The sequence below is a fragment of the Pseudomonas sp. P1.8 genome, from assembly GCF_001269805.1.
Lineage (GTDB): Bacteria > Pseudomonadota > Gammaproteobacteria > Pseudomonadales > Pseudomonadaceae > Aquipseudomonas.
This window is the reverse complement of the sequence record NZ_LHVM01000023.1, coordinates 41,049-60,628: the sequence shown is the minus strand read 5'-3', so window position 1 is coordinate 60,628 and position 19,580 is coordinate 41,049. Positions and strand designations below refer to the sequence as shown.

The 19,580-nt window shown below is 58.0% G+C and carries 15 protein-coding genes; 3 read left to right on the top strand and 12 right to left on the bottom strand.

The genetic code is table 11. The annotated features are described in order from the left end of the window. Window positions 1-8: 8 nt before the first annotated feature. The 4 genes from AD668_RS24515 to rpsU all read right to left on the bottom strand — a co-directional run bounded on the left by AD668_RS24515 (window position 9) and on the right by rpsU (window position 8,457). Window positions 9-3,755 carry a bifunctional diguanylate cyclase/phosphodiesterase gene (locus AD668_RS24515; RefSeq protein ID WP_053162954.1) on the bottom strand — a complete coding sequence of 1,249 codons (3,747 nt, stop codon included), beginning with the start codon at window positions 3,753-3,755 and terminating at the stop codon, window positions 9-11. A gap of 121 nt (window positions 3,756-3,876) precedes the next feature. Next, window positions 3,877-5,724, bottom strand: coding sequence for an RNA polymerase sigma factor RpoD (gene rpoD, locus AD668_RS24510; protein WP_053162953.1), 1,848 nt, complete (start codon window positions 5,722-5,724; stop codon window positions 3,877-3,879). Between the two features lie 67 nt (window positions 5,725-5,791). Further along, a complete protein-coding gene (gene dnaG / locus AD668_RS24505; protein ID WP_053162952.1) occupies window positions 5,792-7,759 on the bottom strand; it encodes a DNA primase in 1,968 nt (655 codons plus the stop codon). Window positions 7,760-8,241: 482 nt separating this feature from the next. Next, the gene (gene rpsU, locus AD668_RS24500; RefSeq protein WP_002551877.1) at window positions 8,242-8,457 is read right to left on the bottom strand and encodes a 30S ribosomal protein S21; all 216 of its coding nucleotides are present in this window, start codon (window positions 8,455-8,457) and stop codon (window positions 8,242-8,244) included. A gap of 199 nt (window positions 8,458-8,656) precedes the next feature. Between rpsU and tsaD the strand changes: the two genes are divergently transcribed. Further along, a complete protein-coding gene (tsaD, locus tag AD668_RS24495) occupies window positions 8,657-9,682 on the top strand; it encodes a tRNA (adenosine(37)-N6)-threonylcarbamoyltransferase complex transferase subunit TsaD (protein WP_053162951.1) in 1,026 nt (341 codons plus the stop codon). A gap of 24 nt (window positions 9,683-9,706) precedes the next feature. Here tsaD and plsY read toward each other — a convergent pair whose 3' ends face one another. Further along, the gene (plsY, locus tag AD668_RS24490) at window positions 9,707-10,276 is read right to left on the bottom strand and encodes a glycerol-3-phosphate 1-O-acyltransferase PlsY (protein ID WP_053162950.1); all 570 of its coding nucleotides are present in this window, start codon (window positions 10,274-10,276) and stop codon (window positions 9,707-9,709) included. A 74-nt stretch (window positions 10,277-10,350) separates the two neighbouring features. On the opposite strand from plsY, the gene folB reads away from it, so the two are divergent. Both folB and folK read left to right on the top strand, forming a co-directional pair. After that, the gene (gene folB / locus AD668_RS24485) at window positions 10,351-10,707 is read left to right on the top strand and encodes a dihydroneopterin aldolase (RefSeq protein ID WP_053162948.1); all 357 of its coding nucleotides are present in this window, start codon (window positions 10,351-10,353) and stop codon (window positions 10,705-10,707) included. Next, a complete protein-coding gene (folK, locus tag AD668_RS24480) occupies window positions 10,698-11,216 on the top strand; it encodes a 2-amino-4-hydroxy-6-hydroxymethyldihydropteridine diphosphokinase (protein WP_053162946.1) in 519 nt (172 codons plus the stop codon). The genes folB and folK overlap by 10 nt, the downstream gene beginning before the upstream one ends. 83 nt (window positions 11,217-11,299) lie before the next feature. Here folK and AD668_RS24475 read toward each other — a convergent pair whose 3' ends face one another. The 7 genes from AD668_RS24475 to apaG form a co-directional block, all read right to left on the bottom strand. Then, window positions 11,300-12,523 (bottom strand): multifunctional CCA addition/repair protein, encoded by a 1,224-nt coding sequence (locus AD668_RS24475; RefSeq protein ID WP_053162944.1) that lies wholly within the window; start codon window positions 12,521-12,523, stop codon window positions 11,300-11,302. A 63-nt stretch (window positions 12,524-12,586) separates the two neighbouring features. After that, a complete protein-coding gene (locus AD668_RS24470; RefSeq protein ID WP_053162942.1) occupies window positions 12,587-14,149 on the bottom strand; it encodes a SpoVR family protein in 1,563 nt (520 codons plus the stop codon). Then, window positions 14,146-15,417, bottom strand: coding sequence for a YeaH/YhbH family protein (locus AD668_RS24465; protein ID WP_053162940.1), 1,272 nt, complete (start codon window positions 15,415-15,417; stop codon window positions 14,146-14,148). The genes AD668_RS24470 and AD668_RS24465 overlap by 4 nt, the downstream gene beginning before the upstream one ends. Before the next feature lie 202 nt (window positions 15,418-15,619). Next, complete coding sequence (locus AD668_RS24460; RefSeq protein WP_053162938.1) at window positions 15,620-17,542, bottom strand: PrkA family serine protein kinase; 1,923 nt, start codon at window positions 17,540-17,542, stop codon at window positions 15,620-15,622. A gap of 297 nt (window positions 17,543-17,839) precedes the next feature. Then, window positions 17,840-18,169 carry a thiosulfate sulfurtransferase GlpE gene (gene glpE / locus AD668_RS24455; protein ID WP_053162936.1) on the bottom strand — a complete coding sequence of 110 codons (330 nt, stop codon included), beginning with the start codon at window positions 18,167-18,169 and terminating at the stop codon, window positions 17,840-17,842. 33 nt (window positions 18,170-18,202) lie between these two features. Next, window positions 18,203-19,087 carry a symmetrical bis(5'-nucleosyl)-tetraphosphatase gene (locus AD668_RS24450; RefSeq protein WP_053162933.1) on the bottom strand — a complete coding sequence of 295 codons (885 nt, stop codon included), beginning with the start codon at window positions 19,085-19,087 and terminating at the stop codon, window positions 18,203-18,205. After that, on the bottom strand, window positions 19,087-19,467 hold the full coding sequence (gene apaG / locus AD668_RS24445) for a Co2+/Mg2+ efflux protein ApaG (RefSeq protein ID WP_053162931.1): 381 nt from the start codon (window positions 19,465-19,467) through the stop codon (window positions 19,087-19,089). Before apaG ends, AD668_RS24450 begins: the two co-directional genes overlap by 1 nt. Window positions 19,468-19,580 lie beyond the last annotated feature (113 nt).

Below are 19,580 nucleotides of genomic sequence, written 5' to 3'. Positions count from 1 at the left end.
GTCGCGGATTATAGCGACGGTTTCGCGGCAGTGCCATCCGAAAAAGCCATTAGGTTTGTACGAAGAAACGTTGCGGCAAATTCATTCGGTGGTAGCGGTGGGCTGACGATGTAGCCCTGGATCTGTTCACACCCTTCGGCGGCGAGGAATTGTTGCTGTGCCTGGGTCTCGACGCCTTCGGCGATGATCGTGAATTGCATGCTGCGTCCGAGTGCGATTATGGCTCGCACGATGGCCGCGTCGTGCGGGTCGTCGGGCAGTCCGCGGACGAAAGACTGATCGATCTTGAGAATATCTAAAGGCAAACGCTTGAGGTAACTCAGGGAGGAATAGCCCGTGCCGAAGTCGTCGATAGCCAGTTGGACGCCCAATTGTTTGAGTTGGTGCAGCACCGCCAACGCCTCCTCGGCCTGGCTCATGATGAAATTTTCGGTAATTTCCAGTTGCAGAAATCCGGGGTTGAGGCCGTTGTCCTTGAGCAGTTGTTCGATCCGCCCGAGCAGGTTCGGCTGGCGCAGTTGAGCCCCAGCGAGGTTGACCGAGAGGGGGCCGAGGCCGTCATACAGCTGGTTCCATTCATACATTTGGCGGCAAGCGGTTTCGAGGACCCAGTCGCCAATTTGCAGGATCATGCCGTTTTCTTCGGCCAACGGTATGAAGTGCTCCGGCGGAACGTCACCGAAGGTCGGGTGGCGCCAGCGAATCAAGGCTTCGGCGCCGACCAGGCGGTAGTCGGCGAGGCTGATTTTCGGCTGGTAGTACAGCTGCAGTTCGTTGCGTTCGATGGCGCGGCGAAGTTCGTGTTCCAGGGCCACGCGCTCGCTGGCCTGAGCCGTCAGGTCGCGGGTGTAGCTTTCCACGCGGTTGCGGCCCTTGGCCTTGGAGCGGTACATCGCTGCGTCCGCATTCTTGATCAGCGTGGCGACATCGCCACCATCCTTGGGATAGAGACTGGTGCCGATGCTGGCGCTGATGAAAAACTCATGCTCGCCGGCCTGGAAGGGTGCGGCGAAGCAATTGAGCAGTTTGGTGGCGATGTTGTCGGCATCAGTGGGTTGTTGCAGGCCAGGTAGCAGAATGATGAACTCGTCGCCACCCAGACGCGCCACGGTATCGATATCGCGCAGTTGCTCTTTGAGCCGGATGGCGATGCCTTTCAACAGCAGGTCGCCGACGGGGTGGCCGAGGCTGTCGTTGATGTGTTTGAAGCGGTCAAGGTCGAGGAACAATACGGCGCCTTGACCGCCATTTTCCTGCTGGTTGTTGAGTGCGGTCTGCAAGCGGCTTTCAAACAATGTGCGGTTGGGCAGGCCGGTCAGCGGATCATGGTGCGCCTGGTAGTCGAGTTTGGCCTGAGCGTGCTTGAGGCTGGAAATGTCGGCGAACACGGCAACAAAGTGAGTGATGAACTTGTCCCGGTTGCGCACGGCGCTGATGGTCAGCCAGCTCGGATAGAGTTCGCCATTCTTGCGTCGGTTGGAAATCTCGCCTTGCCAATGCCCCTCGGCGGTCAGTTGGTGCCACATTGCTGCGTAAAAGGCGCTGTCGTGCAGGCCCGAGGCAAGCAGGCGCGGCGTATGACCCAAGGCCTCGCTTTCGCTGTAGCCGGTGATTTCGCTGAATGCACGGTTGACCGCGCTGATGTGCTGCTGGGTATCGGTGATCAGAACGCCTTCGGCAGTGCTTTCGAACACGGTCGCGGCCTGTTGCAGTTTTTCCTGCATCAGGTGCCGCTCGGTGATGTCCCGGGCGATGGTCAGCATGCAGTCTTCATCGCCAATCGGCAGCGGACGGCTGGACACTTCGCAAAGCCGGATTTGCCCGTCGCTGCGGCGGATGTGGCAGCTGAAGTCGCGCACGAAGCCATCGCGATGCAGCAGGTCGAGCATTTGTTTGCGTTCGTTGAGGTTGACCCAGATCCCCAGATCCAGCGCGGAACGATCGACTGACATTGCGCTGTTGAACCCTGTAATGCGGCTGAAACCCTCGTTGACCTCCAGCAGCAAGCCATCGCTTTGGCGCGACAGCAGCAGACCGTCAGGGGAGGCGTGGAAGGCCTTGGCGAATTTCTCTTCGGATGTTTGCAGTTGTTGCTGGGTTTCCTTGAGCTGAGTGATATCCCGGACCACGACCACCAGCGCTGGTGTCATGTCGAGATCGAATGGTTCGGCGGAGATCAGGCCGGTAAACACCTGGCCGTTGTTGCGTCGAAAGGGCATCTCCAGGTTGCGGATGCTGCCGGCCTGCAAGCGCTGCAACAGACCCGGTCCAACGCCGGGGATGCCCCAGATATTGAGGTCGGTGGCGGTCAAGCCGATGACGTCCTCGGCCTTTAGGCCAATCTGTTCTTCAAACGCTTCGTTGACCTCCAGCAGACAGCCGTCGCAGAGCCTGGCGATTACCAGAATGTCCGGGCATTGCTGGAATACCGAGGCGAATTTCTGTTCCGACAGGCGCAGGGCTTCTTCGGTGCGCTTGGCGTCGGTGATGTCGATCATCAGCCCGCGCATCACCGGCTCATGGCCGTGTTCGATCAGGCTGACGATATCGCGCACCCACAAGCAGCGACCATCGGCGGTGATGACCCGGTAATCGAGCGTATGGTCACGTCCGGCCAGCACTTCGTGATCGCAGTAAGACTGGGCGCGGGTCAGGTCGGCGGGATGGATGATGTTGCGCCAAAAGCCCGGAATCAGCCAATGGGACAAGGGATAACCCAGCAGGTCCTCGGCGTGGGGCGATACGTAGCTGTAGGTAAAATCGTCTATCTTCGCTTCCCACGCGATGGCCGACAGGCTCTCCACCAGACCACGGTAATGGTATTCGCTGCTTCGCAGTTCCTGTTCCAGATCAACCCGACGGGTAATTTCCGAACTTAAACGGCGGTTGATCCGGATGACCACCGCCAGCACGATGGTCAGCAGCAGCAGCCCCGGCAGGCCATAGGCCAACAAATCGTTCCAGAACGTTCGATGATCGAGGACGTTACCGACCCAATGCTCTTGAATGGAGCTGATTTCCGCGGGGCTCATGTCTGCCAGGACTTTGTCGAGGATACCGACCAGGATTTTATTATCCCGGGGGACACCCATGGCCAGCTGATAGCGATAAGGGGTTTCGCCGCTGACATACAACCCGTCGAGCTTGAGCTGGCGCAGGCTCCAAACGCTGGACGCAAGATCGCCCACAACGGCGTCTACTTCATCAAGGGCCAGTGCTTGCAGGGCAGAGCTGACGTTTGGCATCGCCACCAGGTTGAGGTCTGGATGTTGGGTGCGCAGCAGTTCGTGGGGGGCGTAATTCTCCACCACGGCGATTTTCAATCCGTACAGGTCTTCGATGTTGTGGGGCTGCGGACCTCCGACATGGGCCAGAATGACGATCGGGAAGTCCAGGTAGGGGCGGGTGAAGGACAGGAAAGTCTGGCGCTCCGGAGTCGACATCACTCCGGGTAGCAGGTCCAGTTTGCCCTGTTTGGCTTGATCCAGGACAACGGTCCAGGTCACGGGCTCAACGGGTGTAAGTTTGACCGCCAGCCGCTGGCGTATCACTTGGATATAGTCGGCTGCCAGACCCTGGTAACGACTCTGGTCGTCGCGAAACTCAAACGGGGGCCAGGACGCATCGACACCCAGGCGCAAGTCCGGGTGAGCCGCCAGCCAGCTACGTTCTTCGTCAGTGAGAGTCAGCGCGCCAGCCGTTGCGGTCCAGGTCATCAGCGACAGCAAAAAAAGCACGGTCGGCAGTCTGGGCATAACGGTCTCGTTATGGCTCGGGGGAATGCTTCGAGTGTAGACGGGCTATGGGGTGGGAGGGGAGGAGCGGGGATTTTATCTGCACAAAACAAAACCCCCGGCCTGGGCCGGGGGTTTATGTTTACTCGTCGAGGAAGGAGCGCAGATGCTCGCTTCTCGTCGGGTGGCGCAGCTTGCGCAGCGCTTTGGCTTCGATCTGACGAATCCGTTCACGGGTCACGTCGAACTGCTTACCAACCTCCTCGAGGGTGTGGTCGGTATTCATGTCGATACCGAAGCGCATGCGCAGTACCTTGGCTTCACGGGCGGTGAGGCCGGACAGCACTTCGCGAGTCGCTTCTTTGAGGCTCTCAACGGTTGCAACATCGATTGGCGACTGCATGGTCGAGTCTTCGATGAAGTCGCCCAGATGGGAGTCTTCGTCATCACCGATCGGGGTTTCCATGGAGATCGGCTCTTTAGCGATCTTCAATACCTTGCGGATCTTGTCCTCAGGCATTTCCATGCGTTCGCCCAGCTCTTCCGGGGTCGGTTCGCGACCCATTTCCTGCAACATCTGGCGGGAAATACGGTTGAGCTTGTTGATCGTCTCGATCATGTGCACCGGAATACGGATGGTGCGGGCCTGGTCGGCGATCGAGCGAGTGATCGCCTGACGGATCCACCAGGTGGCATAAGTCGAGAATTTGTAGCCGCGGCGGTATTCGAACTTGTCTACCGCTTTCATCAAACCAATGTTGCCTTCCTGGATCAGATCGAGGAATTGCAGGCCACGGTTGGTGTACTTCTTGGCAATCGAGATCACCAGACGCAAGTTTGCTTCGACCATCTCTTTCTTCGCGCGGCGGGCCTTGGCCTCACCGATCGACATGCGACGGTTGATGTCCTTGATCTCGGCGATCGTCAAACCGGTCTCGGTTTCCAGTGCGGTCAGCTTCTGCTGGCAACGGAGGATATCCGGCTGCAGACGACCAATGGCTTCAGCGTATTTGCTTTTACCCTTGGCCAGAGCGTCGCTCCAGCTTTCGTCAACTTCGTTGCCCGGGAACTGGCGCAGGAAGTCGGCACGCGGCATGCGTGCATCACGAACGCACAGCTGCATGATTGCGCGCTCTTGCTGACGCAGGCGATCCAGGGCGCTACGAACACGCTCGACCAGGCCTTCGAATTGCTTCGGCACCAGCTTGATCGGCATGAACAGCTCGGCCAGGGCCAACAGCTCGGCAATCGTTGCCTTGTTGTTGCGACCGTGCTTTTTCAGCGCCTTGCGGGTGATTTCCATCTGATCGGCGACAGCGCCGAAACGCTGGGCTGCGATGATCGGATCCGGACCGCTTTCGGCTTCTTCTTCGTCATCGGAAGATTCGGCTTCTTCATCGTCGGAATCGTCATCCGCTTTCACGGCTTTCGCGTCGATTGGCGGCGGCACTTCTGCCGCAGGCGGCGCGATGCCGTCGTCCGGGTCGATATAACCGCTCAGGACGTCAGACAGGCGACCACCTTCGGTGGTAACGCGGGTGTACTCGGAGAGAATATGATCAACCGTGCCAGGGAAGTGCGCGATTGCGCTCATCACTTCACGGATGCCCTCTTCAATACGTTTGGCGATTTCGATTTCGCCTTCACGTGTGAGGAGCTCTACGGTTCCCATTTCGCGCATATACATGCGCACTGGGTCGGTAGTGCGACCAATGTCGGTCTCGACCGCTGCCAACGCAGCAGCTGCCTCTTCGGCCGCGGCTTCGTCGGTATCGGCGTCGGCCAGCATAAGGGAATCCTTATCTGGCGCAACCTCGAATACGTTGATCCCCATGTCGTTAATCATGCGGATGATGTCTTCCACCTGTTCCGGATCTGAAATATCCTCCGGCAGGTGGTCGTTGACCTCCGCGTAAGTCAGGTAGCCCTGCTCACGACCAAGTGTGATCAACTCTTTGATACGAGACTGCTGTTGCGCTTTTCCGGACATAACACCCTATCCACTGAAGGTCTTGGCGGGCAAAAAACAAGCCGAGGATTATACCTGAGCTATGACCTCACGCGCCAGTTGAGGTCGGGTTTGATGCGGAAACATTGCGACTTAATAGGTCGCGCAGTTGATTTTTCTCTTCACTGCTCAGCTCGCTTTGACGCGCTTTCCTGAGAAGTTGTTCCAGGTTTCGCTCGCGTTGGCGGGCTGACAAGCTAGTTATGGTGTCGAAAAACTGTTGTTCAAGGTTATCTCCCTCTATCAGCCATTCCTTTTCCGCCAGGGCCTTGAGCAAGCGGCCTTGCTCCGTGCCATGCCAGCGTGCGATCAACTGAATTGAGTTTAGCTTGGGATTCTTTTGCACGGCTTCGAGCAGCGCCACCAGCAATTGCGTGTTGGTGTGATCCTCGGCGGCAAAGTGCCCGGCGTCCTCGACTTTTTCCGCCAGCTGCGGGTGATGCAGCAGCGTGCGCAAGGCGGCGAGGGTTGGCGGCTCTACAGCGGCAGGCACCCGCGGGGCGCGAGGTTGATCGCGATCACCGCCACGTTTGCCATTTTTGTCCCAGGGCTTCTTGTCCCATTTCTTGCCTCCTGCACCGGGTTTTTTCGGCGTCCATTCCTGCTGCGGCACATACATTTCCTGCGCCTGCGGCTGATGATAGTCGCTGTAATCGGGCATTGCGTCGTAATCGATGCCCGGATCGTAGGCCGGAGGGGCTTCTTGCGGGGCGCTTTGGGCTAGCTGACTCACCGCTTCACCGCTCAGGCCGGTGATTTCGCTCAGGCGCTGACGCATCAGGATGCGCAGGTTGGCCCCGGGGACTTTGTCGATCAGTGGTGCAGCGAGGGTGGCCATGTGGGCCTTGCCCTCGAGCGAGCGCGGGTCGGCTTCTTCCGTCAATTGCTGGAAGAAATAGTCCGCCAGCGGCTGCGCATGCTGGTTGATCCGGGCGCGGAAAGCATCAGTGCCTTCGGAGCGAACCAGCGTATCCGGGTCTTCGCCCTCTGGCAGGAACAGAAAGCGGGCGCGCCGGCCGTCCTGCAGGCTCGATAACGTGGCTTCCAGGGCTCGCCAGGCGGCGTTGCGGCCGGCCTGGTCGCCGTCGAAGCAAAACAGCACGTTGGGCACGACGCGAAACAGTCGCTTGAGGTGTTCTTCGCTGGTGGCGGTGCCCAGGGTCGCGACGGCGTTGCGCAAACCTTGCTGGGCGAGGGCGATGACGTCCATATAGCCCTCGACGACGATGATTTCGTCGAGATTGCGGTTGTTCTTGCGTGCTTCATACAGGCCGTAGAGTTCCTGGCCTTTATGGAATACCGGGGTTTCCGGGGAGTTCAGGTATTTTGGCTTGTCATCGCCCAGTACCCGGCCGCCAAAGGCAATGATGCGGCCACGGCTATCACGAATCGGAAACATGACGCGATCACGGAAGCGATCGTAGCGTTTGCCGGTCTCGGCGTTTTCGATCAACAGGCCGGCATCGATCATGGCTTTTTGTTGCAGGGTATCGCTGCTCAAGTGCTTGAACAGGTTGTCCCAGCCGGGTGGCGCGAAGCCGAGGCCAAAGTCCCGGGCAATCTCGCCGGTCAGTCCACGACCTTTTAGATAATCCACGGCGGCTTTGCGCGATGGATGGCTTTTCAGGGCCTGGCGATAGAAGTCGGCGGCGGCACTGAGCAACGGGTACAGCGGCGAATCGGTGGGCTGCCGAGGTTTGTGCGGGCGACCGCTTTCTTCTCGGGGGATTTCCATCCCGGCGGCTTTCGCGAGCTCTTCGACGGCCTGGACGAAGTCCAGGTTGTCGTGGTCCATGATGAAGCCGAGGGCGTTGCCCCCTGCGCCGCAACCGAAACAGTAGTAGAACTGTTTGTCGGGACTGACGCTGAAAGAGGGTGTTTTTTCTTTATGGAACGGGCAGCAGGCGGTGTGATTCTTACCGGCTTTTTTCAGTTGCAGGCGCGAGCTGACCACGTCGACGATGTCGGTGCGGTTCAGAAGGTCGTCAATGAAGCTCTGGGGAATTAGCCCGGCCATGGCGTTCTCGTCATCTGCGCTGATAGGAGTCCGAAACGAAGGGCGGCCGAACGCGGGTGATTGTAGGAGGCGCGCAAGATGTGCGGCTCGACCGGTGTCGTCTGCGTAATCGCTGTCGGGAAGTGTATCTGTCGTAAATCCACTGACGTTAGTGCCAATCAGTATTCGACGGTTTGAAAGTGTTGCGCTGAATCCGGCTGCGACCAATCAATGGTCTCGGATAGCTCACAATTTGGCACGCATGCAGGTGCCTTGGGCTGATCGTCGTGAGAGGAATCAGTGGGTGTGCTCGTCAGTAGCCTTGAAAGGCTCGTCAGAAAAGACGTGCACCGCTGGCAAAAGAGCCAGGTCTGACGCTTTAAAGCAGATTTGTCTCGGTCGCGTCTGCGGCTTCGACGGTGAAGCATCAAGCGTTTTACGCAAATGCCATAAGCCCGGCTGAGGGCCGGGCTTGGCAGAAGCTTGCTACGATCGTCTGTGTATTAGTACAGACGAACGGCGCGGCGCTGTTCGCGCTGAACTTTCTTGGCGTGACGCTTAACAGCGGCTGCTGCTTTGCGCTTACGCTCAGAAGTTGGCTTCTCGTAAAATTCGCGGCTACGAACTTCAGCCAGTACACCGGCTTTTTCGCAGGAGCGCTTGAAACGACGCAGAGCTACGTCGAAGGGTTCGTTCTCTTTTACTTTGACGGCTGGCATCCAGAGCTACCTTCATTCATTACCGGGGTCAACATCCTCGCGGCAAAAGAGCACTTGAAGACGTCGGTTTTTAAGGGTTGCGGATGTTAACCCCTCATCGCACGGAATGCAAAGCCTCTGATCGAAAACCGCTGGTCGGGGCATCACGCGACGACTATTATGCGCGCCTTCGAATTCAGCCTAAACAAGGCGCAAACCCATGCTAGTACTGGGATTAGAAACCTCCTGCGACGAAACTGGTGTCGCATTATATGACAGTGAACGCGGCCTGCTGGCCGACGCGCTGTTTAGTCAAATCGACTTGCACCGCGCCTATGGTGGCGTAGTGCCAGAGCTGGCCTCGCGGGACCACGTCAAGCGCATGCTGCCCTTGATTCGTCAGGTGTTGGCAGAAGCTGACTGTGTGCCGACCGAGATCGACGCGATCGCTTATACCGCGGGTCCTGGCCTGGTCGGCGCGCTATTGGTGGGTGCTTCCTGCGCTCAGGCGCTGGCGTTTGCCTGGGGTATTCCGGCCCTCGGCGTGCACCACATGGAAGGCCATTTGCTGGCGCCGATGCTGGAGGCGCAACCGCCGCAATTTCCGTTCGTCGCTTTGTTGGTGTCGGGTGGTCATACGCAGCTGGTTCAGGTCGACGGAATCGGTCAATACACGCTTCTGGGCGAGACCCTGGATGACGCAGCGGGAGAAGCCTTCGACAAGACCGCGAAGATGATGGGTCTCAACTACCCTGGCGGTCCGGAGATCGCTCGCCTGGCGGAGCAGGGCACTGCAGGACGTTTTGTCTTCCCGCGTCCGATGTGCGACCGCCCGGGCCTGGATTTCAGCTTCAGTGGCTTGAAAACCTTCGCCTTGAATACCTGGCAGCAGTGTGTCAGCGCCGCAGACGACGGCGAGCAAGCTCGTTGCGACATCTCGCTGGCGTTCCAGCAGGCTGTGGTGGAGACTTTGACCATCAAGTGCAAGCGTGCCCTCAAGGCGGCAGGCATGAAGCGCCTGGTGATCGCAGGGGGCGTCAGTGCCAACAAGGCTCTGCGTACTTCGTTGGAGAAAATGCTCGGCGACATGAAGGGCGATGTTTTTTATGCTCGCCCGGAGTTTTGTACCGATAATGGCGCGATGATTGCGTTTGCCGGTTGCCAGCGCTTGCAGGCCGGTCAGCAGGAAAGCCTGGCAATCAGCGTGCAGGCGCGTTGGCCGATGGAGCAATTGTCCGCGCTGTGATGAGGGGGCGTTCACATTCGGCATTTAAAAATGCCGTTCGCGCCCGGCAAGCAGGTCACGTAGATTGCCGCGATGGCGCCAGACGATCAGTCCGGTAAGCGCGCTCATGGGAAGCAGCGCCGCCGGCTCTTGCCAGGCCAGCAGCGGCAGGGTCAGTGGTGTGGCGATCAAGGCGGCCAGCGAGCTGGTGCGGGTCAGGTAGAACGTCAACAGCCAGGCGCTCACCGCCAGCAACGCTGCAGGCGGATACAGCCCCAGCAGCATGCCGGCAGCGGTGGCGACACCCTTGCCACCGCGAAAGCGGAAGTACAGCGGGAACAGGTGGCCGATGACGGCGCAGACGCCAACCCAGGCCTGCTCCTGCAACGTAAGTCCTGCAAGGCTTGCAATCAGTACCGGCAGCAAGCCTTTGCAAAGGTCGCCGAGTAGAGTCAGGATCGCCAGCTTCCTGCCCGCAACGCGCAGCATGTTGGTGGCGCCGGCATTACCCGAGCCACTCATTCGCGGATCGGGGTTACCGGTCAGACGGCTGAGCAAAATGGCGAAGGACAGAGAGCCAAGCAGGTAGGCGAGGATCGCCAGTAACCAAAACATGCTAACTATTCCGGGCGAGGACGCCCTGATTCTAACGGCGCATTGCGCCCTTGTCGTGTAGCGGAGAGAAGTGCTTGGACAGAGTGTTTATCGAGGGCCTGGAAGTCGATACGGTGATCGGTGCCTACGACTGGGAGCGGGGCATCCGACAGTGCTTGCGTCTGGATCTGAGTTTCGCCTGGGATAATCGCCCGGCCGCTGGTGGCGATGACCTGACTTTGGCGCTCGACTACGCAAGCGTTTCCTCGCGCATTCAGGCTTTTGCAGAGCAGGCGCAGTTCCAGCTGGTTGAAACCTTCGCCGAGCGTCTGGTTGAAGTGCTTATGAGCGAATTCAAGATCACCTGGATGCGCCTGAAGCTGACAAAGCCAGGTGCGGTTCCGGCTGCTACCGGCGGTGTTGGCGTGGAGATCGAGCGCGGATGTCGCTGACTCAGGTTTATCTCGGGCTCGGTAGCAATATCGAGCGCGAAACCCATTTGCAGGCCGGCCTGGAGGCCCTGTCGGGTTTTCTGGTCGACATTCATTGTTCGCCGGTATTCGAAAGCCAGCCCGTCGGAATCAAGAGCGGGCCCTTCTTCAATTTCGTGGTATCGGCCTGCACTGACTTGCCACTCATGGAACTAGACCGCCGACTTAAGTTTATCGAGGCGGATAACGGTCGTTATGCACCAGATCGCCGAGGTTTGCCGCTGGATATCGACGTGTTGCTGTTTGGTGATCTGGTGGGTAATTTCGATGGCCTGATATTGCCGCGGGCAGAAATTCTGAAGAATGCGTTCGTTCTGTGGCCGTTGTCTTTGATTGCGCCGGATCGTGTACATCCCGGAGTAGGTAAAAGTTTTTCCAGGCTGTGGGATGAATCGCAGATTGATCAGGTGTTGGCGCCGGTGGCTTTCGAGTGGCGTGGTGCGCAGCTGACGCCTTCGAATTTGCTGTAAAGAGAGAAGATCGCAGCCTTCGGCAGCTCCTACATGGATTGATGTGCGTCCTGTAGGCGCTGCCGAAGGCTGCGTCTCTGCGCTTAGGCTTTTTCCTTGTAAGCCTTCAGCACCTTGAGCCGCTCACGCTTGATCGCCTCACCCAGCTCCGGGCCTTTGAATCCTTTTTCCAGCAGTGGCTGAACCTCCACGCTGCGAGCTGCGTTAGCGGCGCCGCGTAAATAATCCGCCTGTGGATAACTTCTCTCTTCCAACCCTTTGCGTCCGCGGGCATCCATTTCGCATGCCGCGATGAACTCTTCGAATCGCTGCGGACGACGGTACACGTCGAAGCGCTGCAATAACTCCAGCAAAGTCGACGGCTTTAGCTCTTGGGCGCGATGGCCGTGAGTGTGAAATTCGCCCACCAATAACGCCAGTTCCTGGCAATCCCTCGGCGCCTTGAATCGTTCATTGACCGCTTTGATCAGCTTGAGTCCCTTGAACTCGTGGGCAATGTGTCTGGGCCATTCGTCTTCCGGCGTCAGGCCTTTGCCCAGATCATGCAGCAGGCAGGCCCAGCGCACGGTCAGCGGTTGTTCGTGCTTTGCGGCTTGTTCCAGCACGCTCAGGGTGTGCGCGCCGGTATCGATTTCCGGGTGGTGGGTCTCCGGTTGCGGTACGCCAAACAGTGCGTCGATTTCCGGCATTAACACCTTCAATGCTCCGCATGCACGCAGGACTTCTATGAACACCTGAGGCCGATCTTCCATCAGTGCGCGGGAGATTTCTTTCCAGCTCCGTTCTGCCGTCAGCGCTTGCAGTTCACCTGACTCACTGAGTTGGCGCATGAGATCCAGCGTTTCGGCTGCGACGGTGAAGCCGAGTCCGGAATAACGCGCAGCGAAGCGGGCAACACGCAGCACCCGGAGCGGATCTTCGGCAAACGCAGGGGAAACATGTCGAAGAATCCGTGCTTCCAGATCGCGCTGGCCATGATAAGGATCGGTCACGTTCTGCTGATCATCCTCTGCCATGGCATTAATCGTCAGGTCGCGGCGTATCAAGTCTTCTTCGAGAGTCACTTCAGGGCTGGCGTGGAACGTGAATCCGCCGTAACCACGACCACTTTTGCGTTCAGTTCGGGCGAGGGCGTATTCCTCGCCCGTTTTTGGATGAAGAAACACCGGGAAATCCGCACCCACCGGGCGAAAACCCTTGGCGAGCATTTCTTCGGTAGTAGCGCCTACGACCACGCGGTCGATGTCGGCGACAGGTATGCCCAGCAAGCGATCACGTACCGCACCGCCGACTTTATAGATCCGCATAAAAAACCTCCGTTAGCTCGACAGGATAACCGCAACGTCGAGCTTTCGGAGGCCTGAACCGGATCAAAGATGAATGACAGCCAGGTCCAGTCGACCGTATTCGCTTTCGGTATGCTCGCTTCTGGGTGGTACATGGTGGGTTTTCATCACCTGATCCCCTTGTAGGGTTTCCAGATGAATATCAAAGCCCCAGAGACGGTGCAAATGCTTCAATACCTCCTCGGTGGACTCTCCCAACGGCTTGCGGTCGTGTTGTTGGTGGCGCAGGGTCAGCGACCGATCGCCACGGCGGTCGATGCTGTAGATCTGCACATTGGGCTCGCGATTACCCAGGTTGTACTGCGCCGCGAGGGTTTCCCGGATGGTGCGGTAGCCGCCCTCGTCGTGAATGGCGGGTACCAGCAGGTCGTCCTTCTGGTCGTCATCGAGAATGCTGAACAGTTTCAGATCGCGGATCACCTTGGGTGACAGGTACTGCAGGATAAAGCTCTCATCCTTGAAGCTGCTCATGGCGAACTTGATGGCGGCCAGCCAGTCGGTACCGGCAATGTCCGGGAACCATCGGCGATCTTCTTCCGTGGGCTCTTCACACATGCGGCGGATGTCGCGGTACATGGCGAATCCCAGGGCGTAGGGGTTGATGCCACTGTAGTAAGGGCTATCGAAGCCAGGCTGGAACACCACGCTGGTGTGGGACGTCAGGAACTCCATCATGAAACCGTCCGTGACCAACCCCTCGTCGTACAGGTCATTCATCAAGGTGTAGTGCCAGAACGTCGCCCAGCCCTCGTTCATGACTTGGGTCTGGCGTTGTGGATAAAAATACTGGGCGATCTTGCGCACGATGCGCACGATTTCCCGCTGCCATGGCTCCAGCAGCGGCGCATGTTTTTCGATGAAGTACAGGATGTTTTCCTGTGGCTCGGCCGGGAAGCGTGCGTTGTCCTTGTCGCTGTACTTGTCCGCGCCTTTTGGAATGGTGCGCCAGAGGTCGTTGATCTGTTTCTGCAGGTGTTCTTCCCGGTCCTTTTGCCGACGACGTTCTTCTTCGGCGGAAATGGGGTAGGGGCGTTTGTAGCGGTCGACTCCGTAATTCATCAGTGCGTGGCAGGAATCGAGCAAGTCCTCGACTGCATCGATGCCGTGGCGCTCTTCGCATTGCATGATGTACTGCTTGGCAAACACCAGGTAATCGATGATCGAACTGGCGTCGGTCCAGGTGCGGAACAGGTAATTGCCTTTGAAGAAGCTGTTATGCCCATAGCAGGCATGGGCCACGACCAACGCCTGCATGCAGATGGTGTTTTCTTCCATCAGATAGGCAATGCATGGGTCGGAGTTGATCACGATCTCGTAGGCCAATCCCATCTGACCACGAGAGTAGGATTTTTCGGTGCTAAGGAAGTGTTTGCCGTAGGACCAGTGGTGATAGCCCAGCGGCATGCCGACGGAGGCGTAGGCATCCATCATTTGTTCGGCGGTGATCACTTCGATCTGGTTTGGGTAGGTATCGAGCGCATAGCCAGCGGCAATACGGCTGATTTCGCGGTCGTAGGCCTGGATCAGCTCGAACGTCCATTCGGAGCCGGTGGAAATGGGTTGGCGCTTCTGCTCTTTGGCGGTCATGTCACTAACCTGCGCTGGAAGAGTTCACGGAAGACCGGATAGATATCCCCGGCCGAGACCAGTTGTTGCTGGGCAAACGTGTCGGAAAAGGCTTCGGCGATGCGCTCGTATTCGAACCACAGAGCCTGATGTTCGCGCGGGGTAATCTCAACGTAAGTGTAGTACTGCACGAACGGCATGATCTGGTTGATCAGGATGTCGCGGCAGATCGGCGAGTCGTCATTCCAGTTGTCGCCGTCGGAAGCCTGGGCGGCGTAGATGTTCCACTCATTGCTTGGATACCGCTCGGCCATGATCTCTTGCATCAGTTTCAAGGCGCTGGACACGATGGTACCGCCGGTTTCCCGGGAGTAGAAAAACTCTTCCTCGTCCACTTCGCGGGCGCTGGTGTGGTGGCGGATGAACACGACGTCGATCTTGTCGTAATTACGCTTGAGGAATAGATAAAGGAGGATGAAAAAGCGCTTGGCGATGTCCTTGGTCGCCTGGGTCATCGAGCCGGAGACGTCCATCAGGCAAAACATCACGGCCTTGGAGCTGGGGTTGGGTTGTTTGATGAGCAGGTTGTACTTGAGGTCGAACGTGTCAAGAAACGGCACACGATGGATGCGTGCGCTAAGTTTTTCAATTTCGGCTTCGATTTCCTGGATATCGCCGAAGTTGTCTGGTTCTTCCAGCTTGAGTCGCACGAGTTCTTCTTTGGCTTCGCGCAGTTTCGCCCGGCTGCTGCCGGACAGGGCAATCCGTCGGGCATGGGCTGAACGCAGGGTGCGAATGATGTTGATCCGCGACGGGTTGCCTTCGTTGCTGATCCCCGCTCGTACGGTCTTGAAGGTGTCTGTGCCGGTCAGGTTGCGTTTGACCAGGTTCGGCAGTTCGAGGTCCTCGAACATGAATTCAAGAAATTCCTCCTGAGTGATCTGGAAGACAAACTCGTCCATGCCTTCGCCCGAGTTACCGGCTTTTCCGGGCCCTCGGCCACCCCCACCGCCTGGCGGACGGGCAATGTGCTCGCCGCTGGTGAACTCCTTGTTGCCCGGATGCACGACCGTCTGTTTGCCGCCGCGACCGTGGTGAAGCACCGGCTCATCGATATCGCGGCCGGGAATGCTGATTTGCTCGCCGTGTTCCATATCGGTAATGGAGCGCCGGCTGACCGCCTCTTCGACAGCCTTTTTGATGTGATCACGGTATCGCCGCAGAAACCGCTGGCGGTTCACCGTGCTCTTGTTCTTGCCATTGAGACGTCGGTCGATCACATAGCTCATGACTGCTCCTTAGAAGCTGTCCTGAAAGGGGCGAGCGGTGATGCTGCATCGAACGAGAGCCGAGGGATATGCAACGCTCCCCCAAGCGCCTGGATGCTGCCTGAACTCGCTACCGACTTTCGAACACCTTCCAGAGGCCTGTGTAACAGAAAAAGCGCACACAGGTCTCTGGCTGACGACAACCGGTCTGACCGGCAGCGGGTTATTGTGATTTTCTGACCCGCAAGTACCACTCGGACAGCAGTCGTACCTGTTTGTCGGTGTAACCCCGCTCGACCATTCGTGTGACGAAGTCGTTGTGTTTCTGCTGGTCCTCTTTGCTCGCCTTGGCATTGAAGCTGATGACTGGCAGCAGGTCTTCGGTGTTGGAGAACATTTTCTTCTCGATGACCACCCGCAGTTTTTCGTAGCTGAGCCAGGTCGGATTCTTGCCGTTGTTGTTGGCGCGGGCACGCAGGACGAAGTTAACGATTTCGTTGCGGAAATCTTTCGGATTGCTGATGCCGGCCGGTTTTTCGATTTTCTCCAGTTCCTCGTTCAGTGCCACGCGGTTGAGGATCTCGCCGGTTTCCGGATCGCGGTATTCCTGGTCCTGGATCCAGAAGTCGGCGTACAGCACATAGCGGTCGAAGATGTTCTGGCCATATTCGCTGTAGGACTCGAGATAGGCGGTCTGGATCTCCTTGCCGATGAATTCGATGTAGCGCGGTGCCAGGTACTCCTTGAGGAAGCGCAGATAGCGTTCACGGGTCTCGGCCTGGAACTGTTCCTGCTCGATCTGTTGTTCCAGTACGTAGAGCAAGTGCACCGGGTTGGCGGCGATTTCGTGGGGATCGAAGTTGAACACCTTCGACAGGATCTTGAACGCGAAGCGGGTCGACAGTCCGTTCATGCCTTCGTCGACGCCCGCATTGTCGCGGTATTCCTGGATCGACTTGGCTTTCGGATCGGTGTCTTTGAGGTTCTCGCCGTCGTACACGCGCATCTTCGAGTAGATATTGGAGTTTTCCGGCTCCTTGAGGCGCGAGAGCACGGTGAACTGGGCCAGCATCTTCAGGGTATCCGGCGCGCAGTGGGCCTTGGCCAGCGAGCTGTTGAACAACAGCTTGTCATAGATCTTCACTTCGTCACTGACCCGCAGGCAGTATGGCACTTTGACGATGTAGATCCGGTCGATGAAAGCTTCGTTGTTCTTGTTGTTGCGGAAGGTGTGCCACTCCGATTCGTTGGAGTGGGCCAACAGGATCCCGGTGAACGGAATTGCACCAAGGCCTTCGGTACTGTTGTAGTTGCCTTCCTGGGTGGCAGTCAGTAATGGGTGCAGCACCTTGATCGGCGCCTTGAACATTTCGACGAATTCCATCAGGCCTTGGTTGGCCCGGCACAGTGCGCCCGAGTAGCTGTAGGCGTCGGCGTCGTTTTGAGGGAACTCTTCCAGTTTGCGAATATCGACCTTGCCCACCAGAGCGGAAATGTCCTGGTTGTTTTCGTCACCCGGTTCGGTTTTTGCCACGGCGATCTGGTTGAGGATCGACGGGTAGAGTTTCACCACGCGGAACTGGCTGATGTCGCCACCGAATTCGGCCAGACGCTTGGTCGCCCATGGCGACATGATGGTGTTGAGGTAGCGCCGTGGAATGCCGAAGTCTTCCTCGAGGATCGCCCCATCTTCAGTGGAGTTGAACAGACCCAGAGGTGACTCGAACACTGGCGAGCCCTTAATGGCATAGAAGGGCACTTTTTCAATCAGCTGCTTGAGTTTCTCGGCCAGGGACGATTTACCACCACCGACAGGGCCGAGCAGGTAAAGAATCTGTTTCTTCTCTTCCAGGCCCTGAGCGGCATGCCGGAAGTACGATACGATCTGATCAATGCACTCTTCCATCCCGTGGAAGTCTTCGAAGGCCGGATAGCGGCGGATGACCTTGTTGGAGAAGATTCGCGACAGCCTCGAGTTGGTCGAGGTGTCGAGCAGTTCCGGTTCACCGATGGCGAGCAGCAGACGCTCGGCGGCGGAAACGTAGGCGCTGCGGTCTTTTTTGCACAGCTCAAGATACTCTTGCAGAGAGAGTTCTTCCTGGCGTGTGGACTCGAAGCGTTGTTGGAAGTGGCTAAAGATACTCATGACGTCACCTCGCTCGATACGTGGAGCCGACGCCGGATCACTCAGTCGATGCTGGCAGCAACCGAACAGGCGATTGCTGTTTACCCCCCAGAACTCTCCCGGAGCTGACCGCCCCGAAAGCTACTCCCGATGACCCGCGCGCCGGTGTACCGGCTCTCCCCTGTTTTGGATGGCCTGCGCTTAAGGATAGTTGGGAATTCGGGAGGTAAAGGCGAGATACGTAATTAGTTGTGGCAGACCGTTCGTCTGCCACCGCGCAAGCCCAAGGCAGCCGGGGGCTTGCGTGTTACAAAAAAATTATTCAGAAGTGCCTTGCGCCGTTTCTGAAGGGTAGGTCGTACGCCACAGCTCAAAACCGCCATCCATGCTGTAAACGTCCGAGAAGCCCTGGCTGACCAGGTAGGCGGCCGCGCCTTGGCTGGAGTTGCCGTGATAGCAGACCACAACTGTCGGCGCGTCGAGATCGGCGCCCTGGATAAAGGCGTGCAGGGAATGGTTGTCCAGATGCTTCGAGCCTGCGATGTGCAGGGCGGCATAAGTGGCGGGGTCGCGGACGTCGACCACCACGGCGCCTTGTTCGCGCAGGGTCTGGGCTTGTTCCGGGGGGATTCTTTTGAATTCGCTCATGTCGGGCTCCTGTGGCTCGGCTGAATGGGCAGTCTAGCGCGGGGCGCTGGCTGGCGATGGTTCGCAGATTTGTGAGGCGACTGACGGCACGGCAGGTTGGCCATGCTCGTCGCATTTGCAGTTCAGACGCTCGCCGCTGTCGACGTTCATCAGGGTCAGGGCGCCGCCCCAGACGCAGCCGGTATCGAGCGCCGAAATGCCAGGTGCATCTATGTTGCCTTCCAGCGCAGCCCAATGACCGAAGATGATCTTCAGATCCTTGGTCTTGCGTTCTTTGTGCTGGAACCAGGGCTTGTAACCCGGCGGGGCGGTGTCGAGACCTTCCTTGCTCTTGAGGTCGAGTTTGCCTTCGGCGGTGCAGAAACGCATACGGGTGAAATAGTTGGTGATGACGCGCAGGCGTGTCACGCCTTTGAGGTCGTTGTCCCATTTCGCCGGATCATTGCCGTACATGCCGTCAAGATAGGGCGGCAGCAGGTTGTCATCGCGCAATGCGGTCTCGACTTCGGCGGCACACTTCAGCGCTTTGCGCAGTGACCACTGCGGTGGAATGCCGGCGTGTACCAGAGCGGTATTGCGTTGTTCGTCGTAGTGCATGAGCTTTTGCTGACGTAGCCATTCGAGCAGTTCAGCGCTGTCCGGTGCGTCGATAATTTCGCGCAGGGTATCGGTTTTCTTCAGGCGTTCGATGTTGCGTCCGGCGGCCAGCAAATGCAGGTCGTGGTTGCCGAGTACACACACCAGCGATTCGCGGATAGTGTAGAGAAAACGCAGGGTTTCCAACGACTGCGGGCCGCGATTGACCAGATCTCCCACCAGCCACAATCGATCTTTTGCAGGATCGAACGCGACTTGCTTGAGCAGGCATTGCAGCGCTTCAAGGCAGCCTTGCAGATCACCGACCGCGTACGTTGCCATCAGTGTAACGACCCCGGCACCGCCAGGCGAAACGGGGCAATAATGGCATCGAAGTGCTTACCGTCGTCGGCAATCATCTGATACGAGCCTTGCATGGTGCCGACCTTGGTGGTCATGACCGTGCCGCTGCTGTAAGTGTGGCTCTTGCCCGCCTCGATCAAGGGTTGCTGGCCAACCACGCCAGCCCCACGAACCTCTTCGACGTGTCCGTCGCCATCGGTGATCACCCAATGCCGTGAAAGCAAGGTGGCTGGCACCAGGCCATTGTTTTTCACGGTAATGGTGTAGGCGAAGGCAAAACGGTCATGCTCGGGTTGCGATTGTTCTGCCAGATAGCGGGTGACGACGCTGACGTCGACCTGATAACGAGGATCGGACATGCAAGAGGCCTTAAAAACGAAGCGGGACGCGGGGCGTAGCTGATGGAGTTCAGTCTAGGCCAAGTATCGGGTAGTAGACCAGAGTGTCGTCCTACCCGATAGCGTTCATCGCC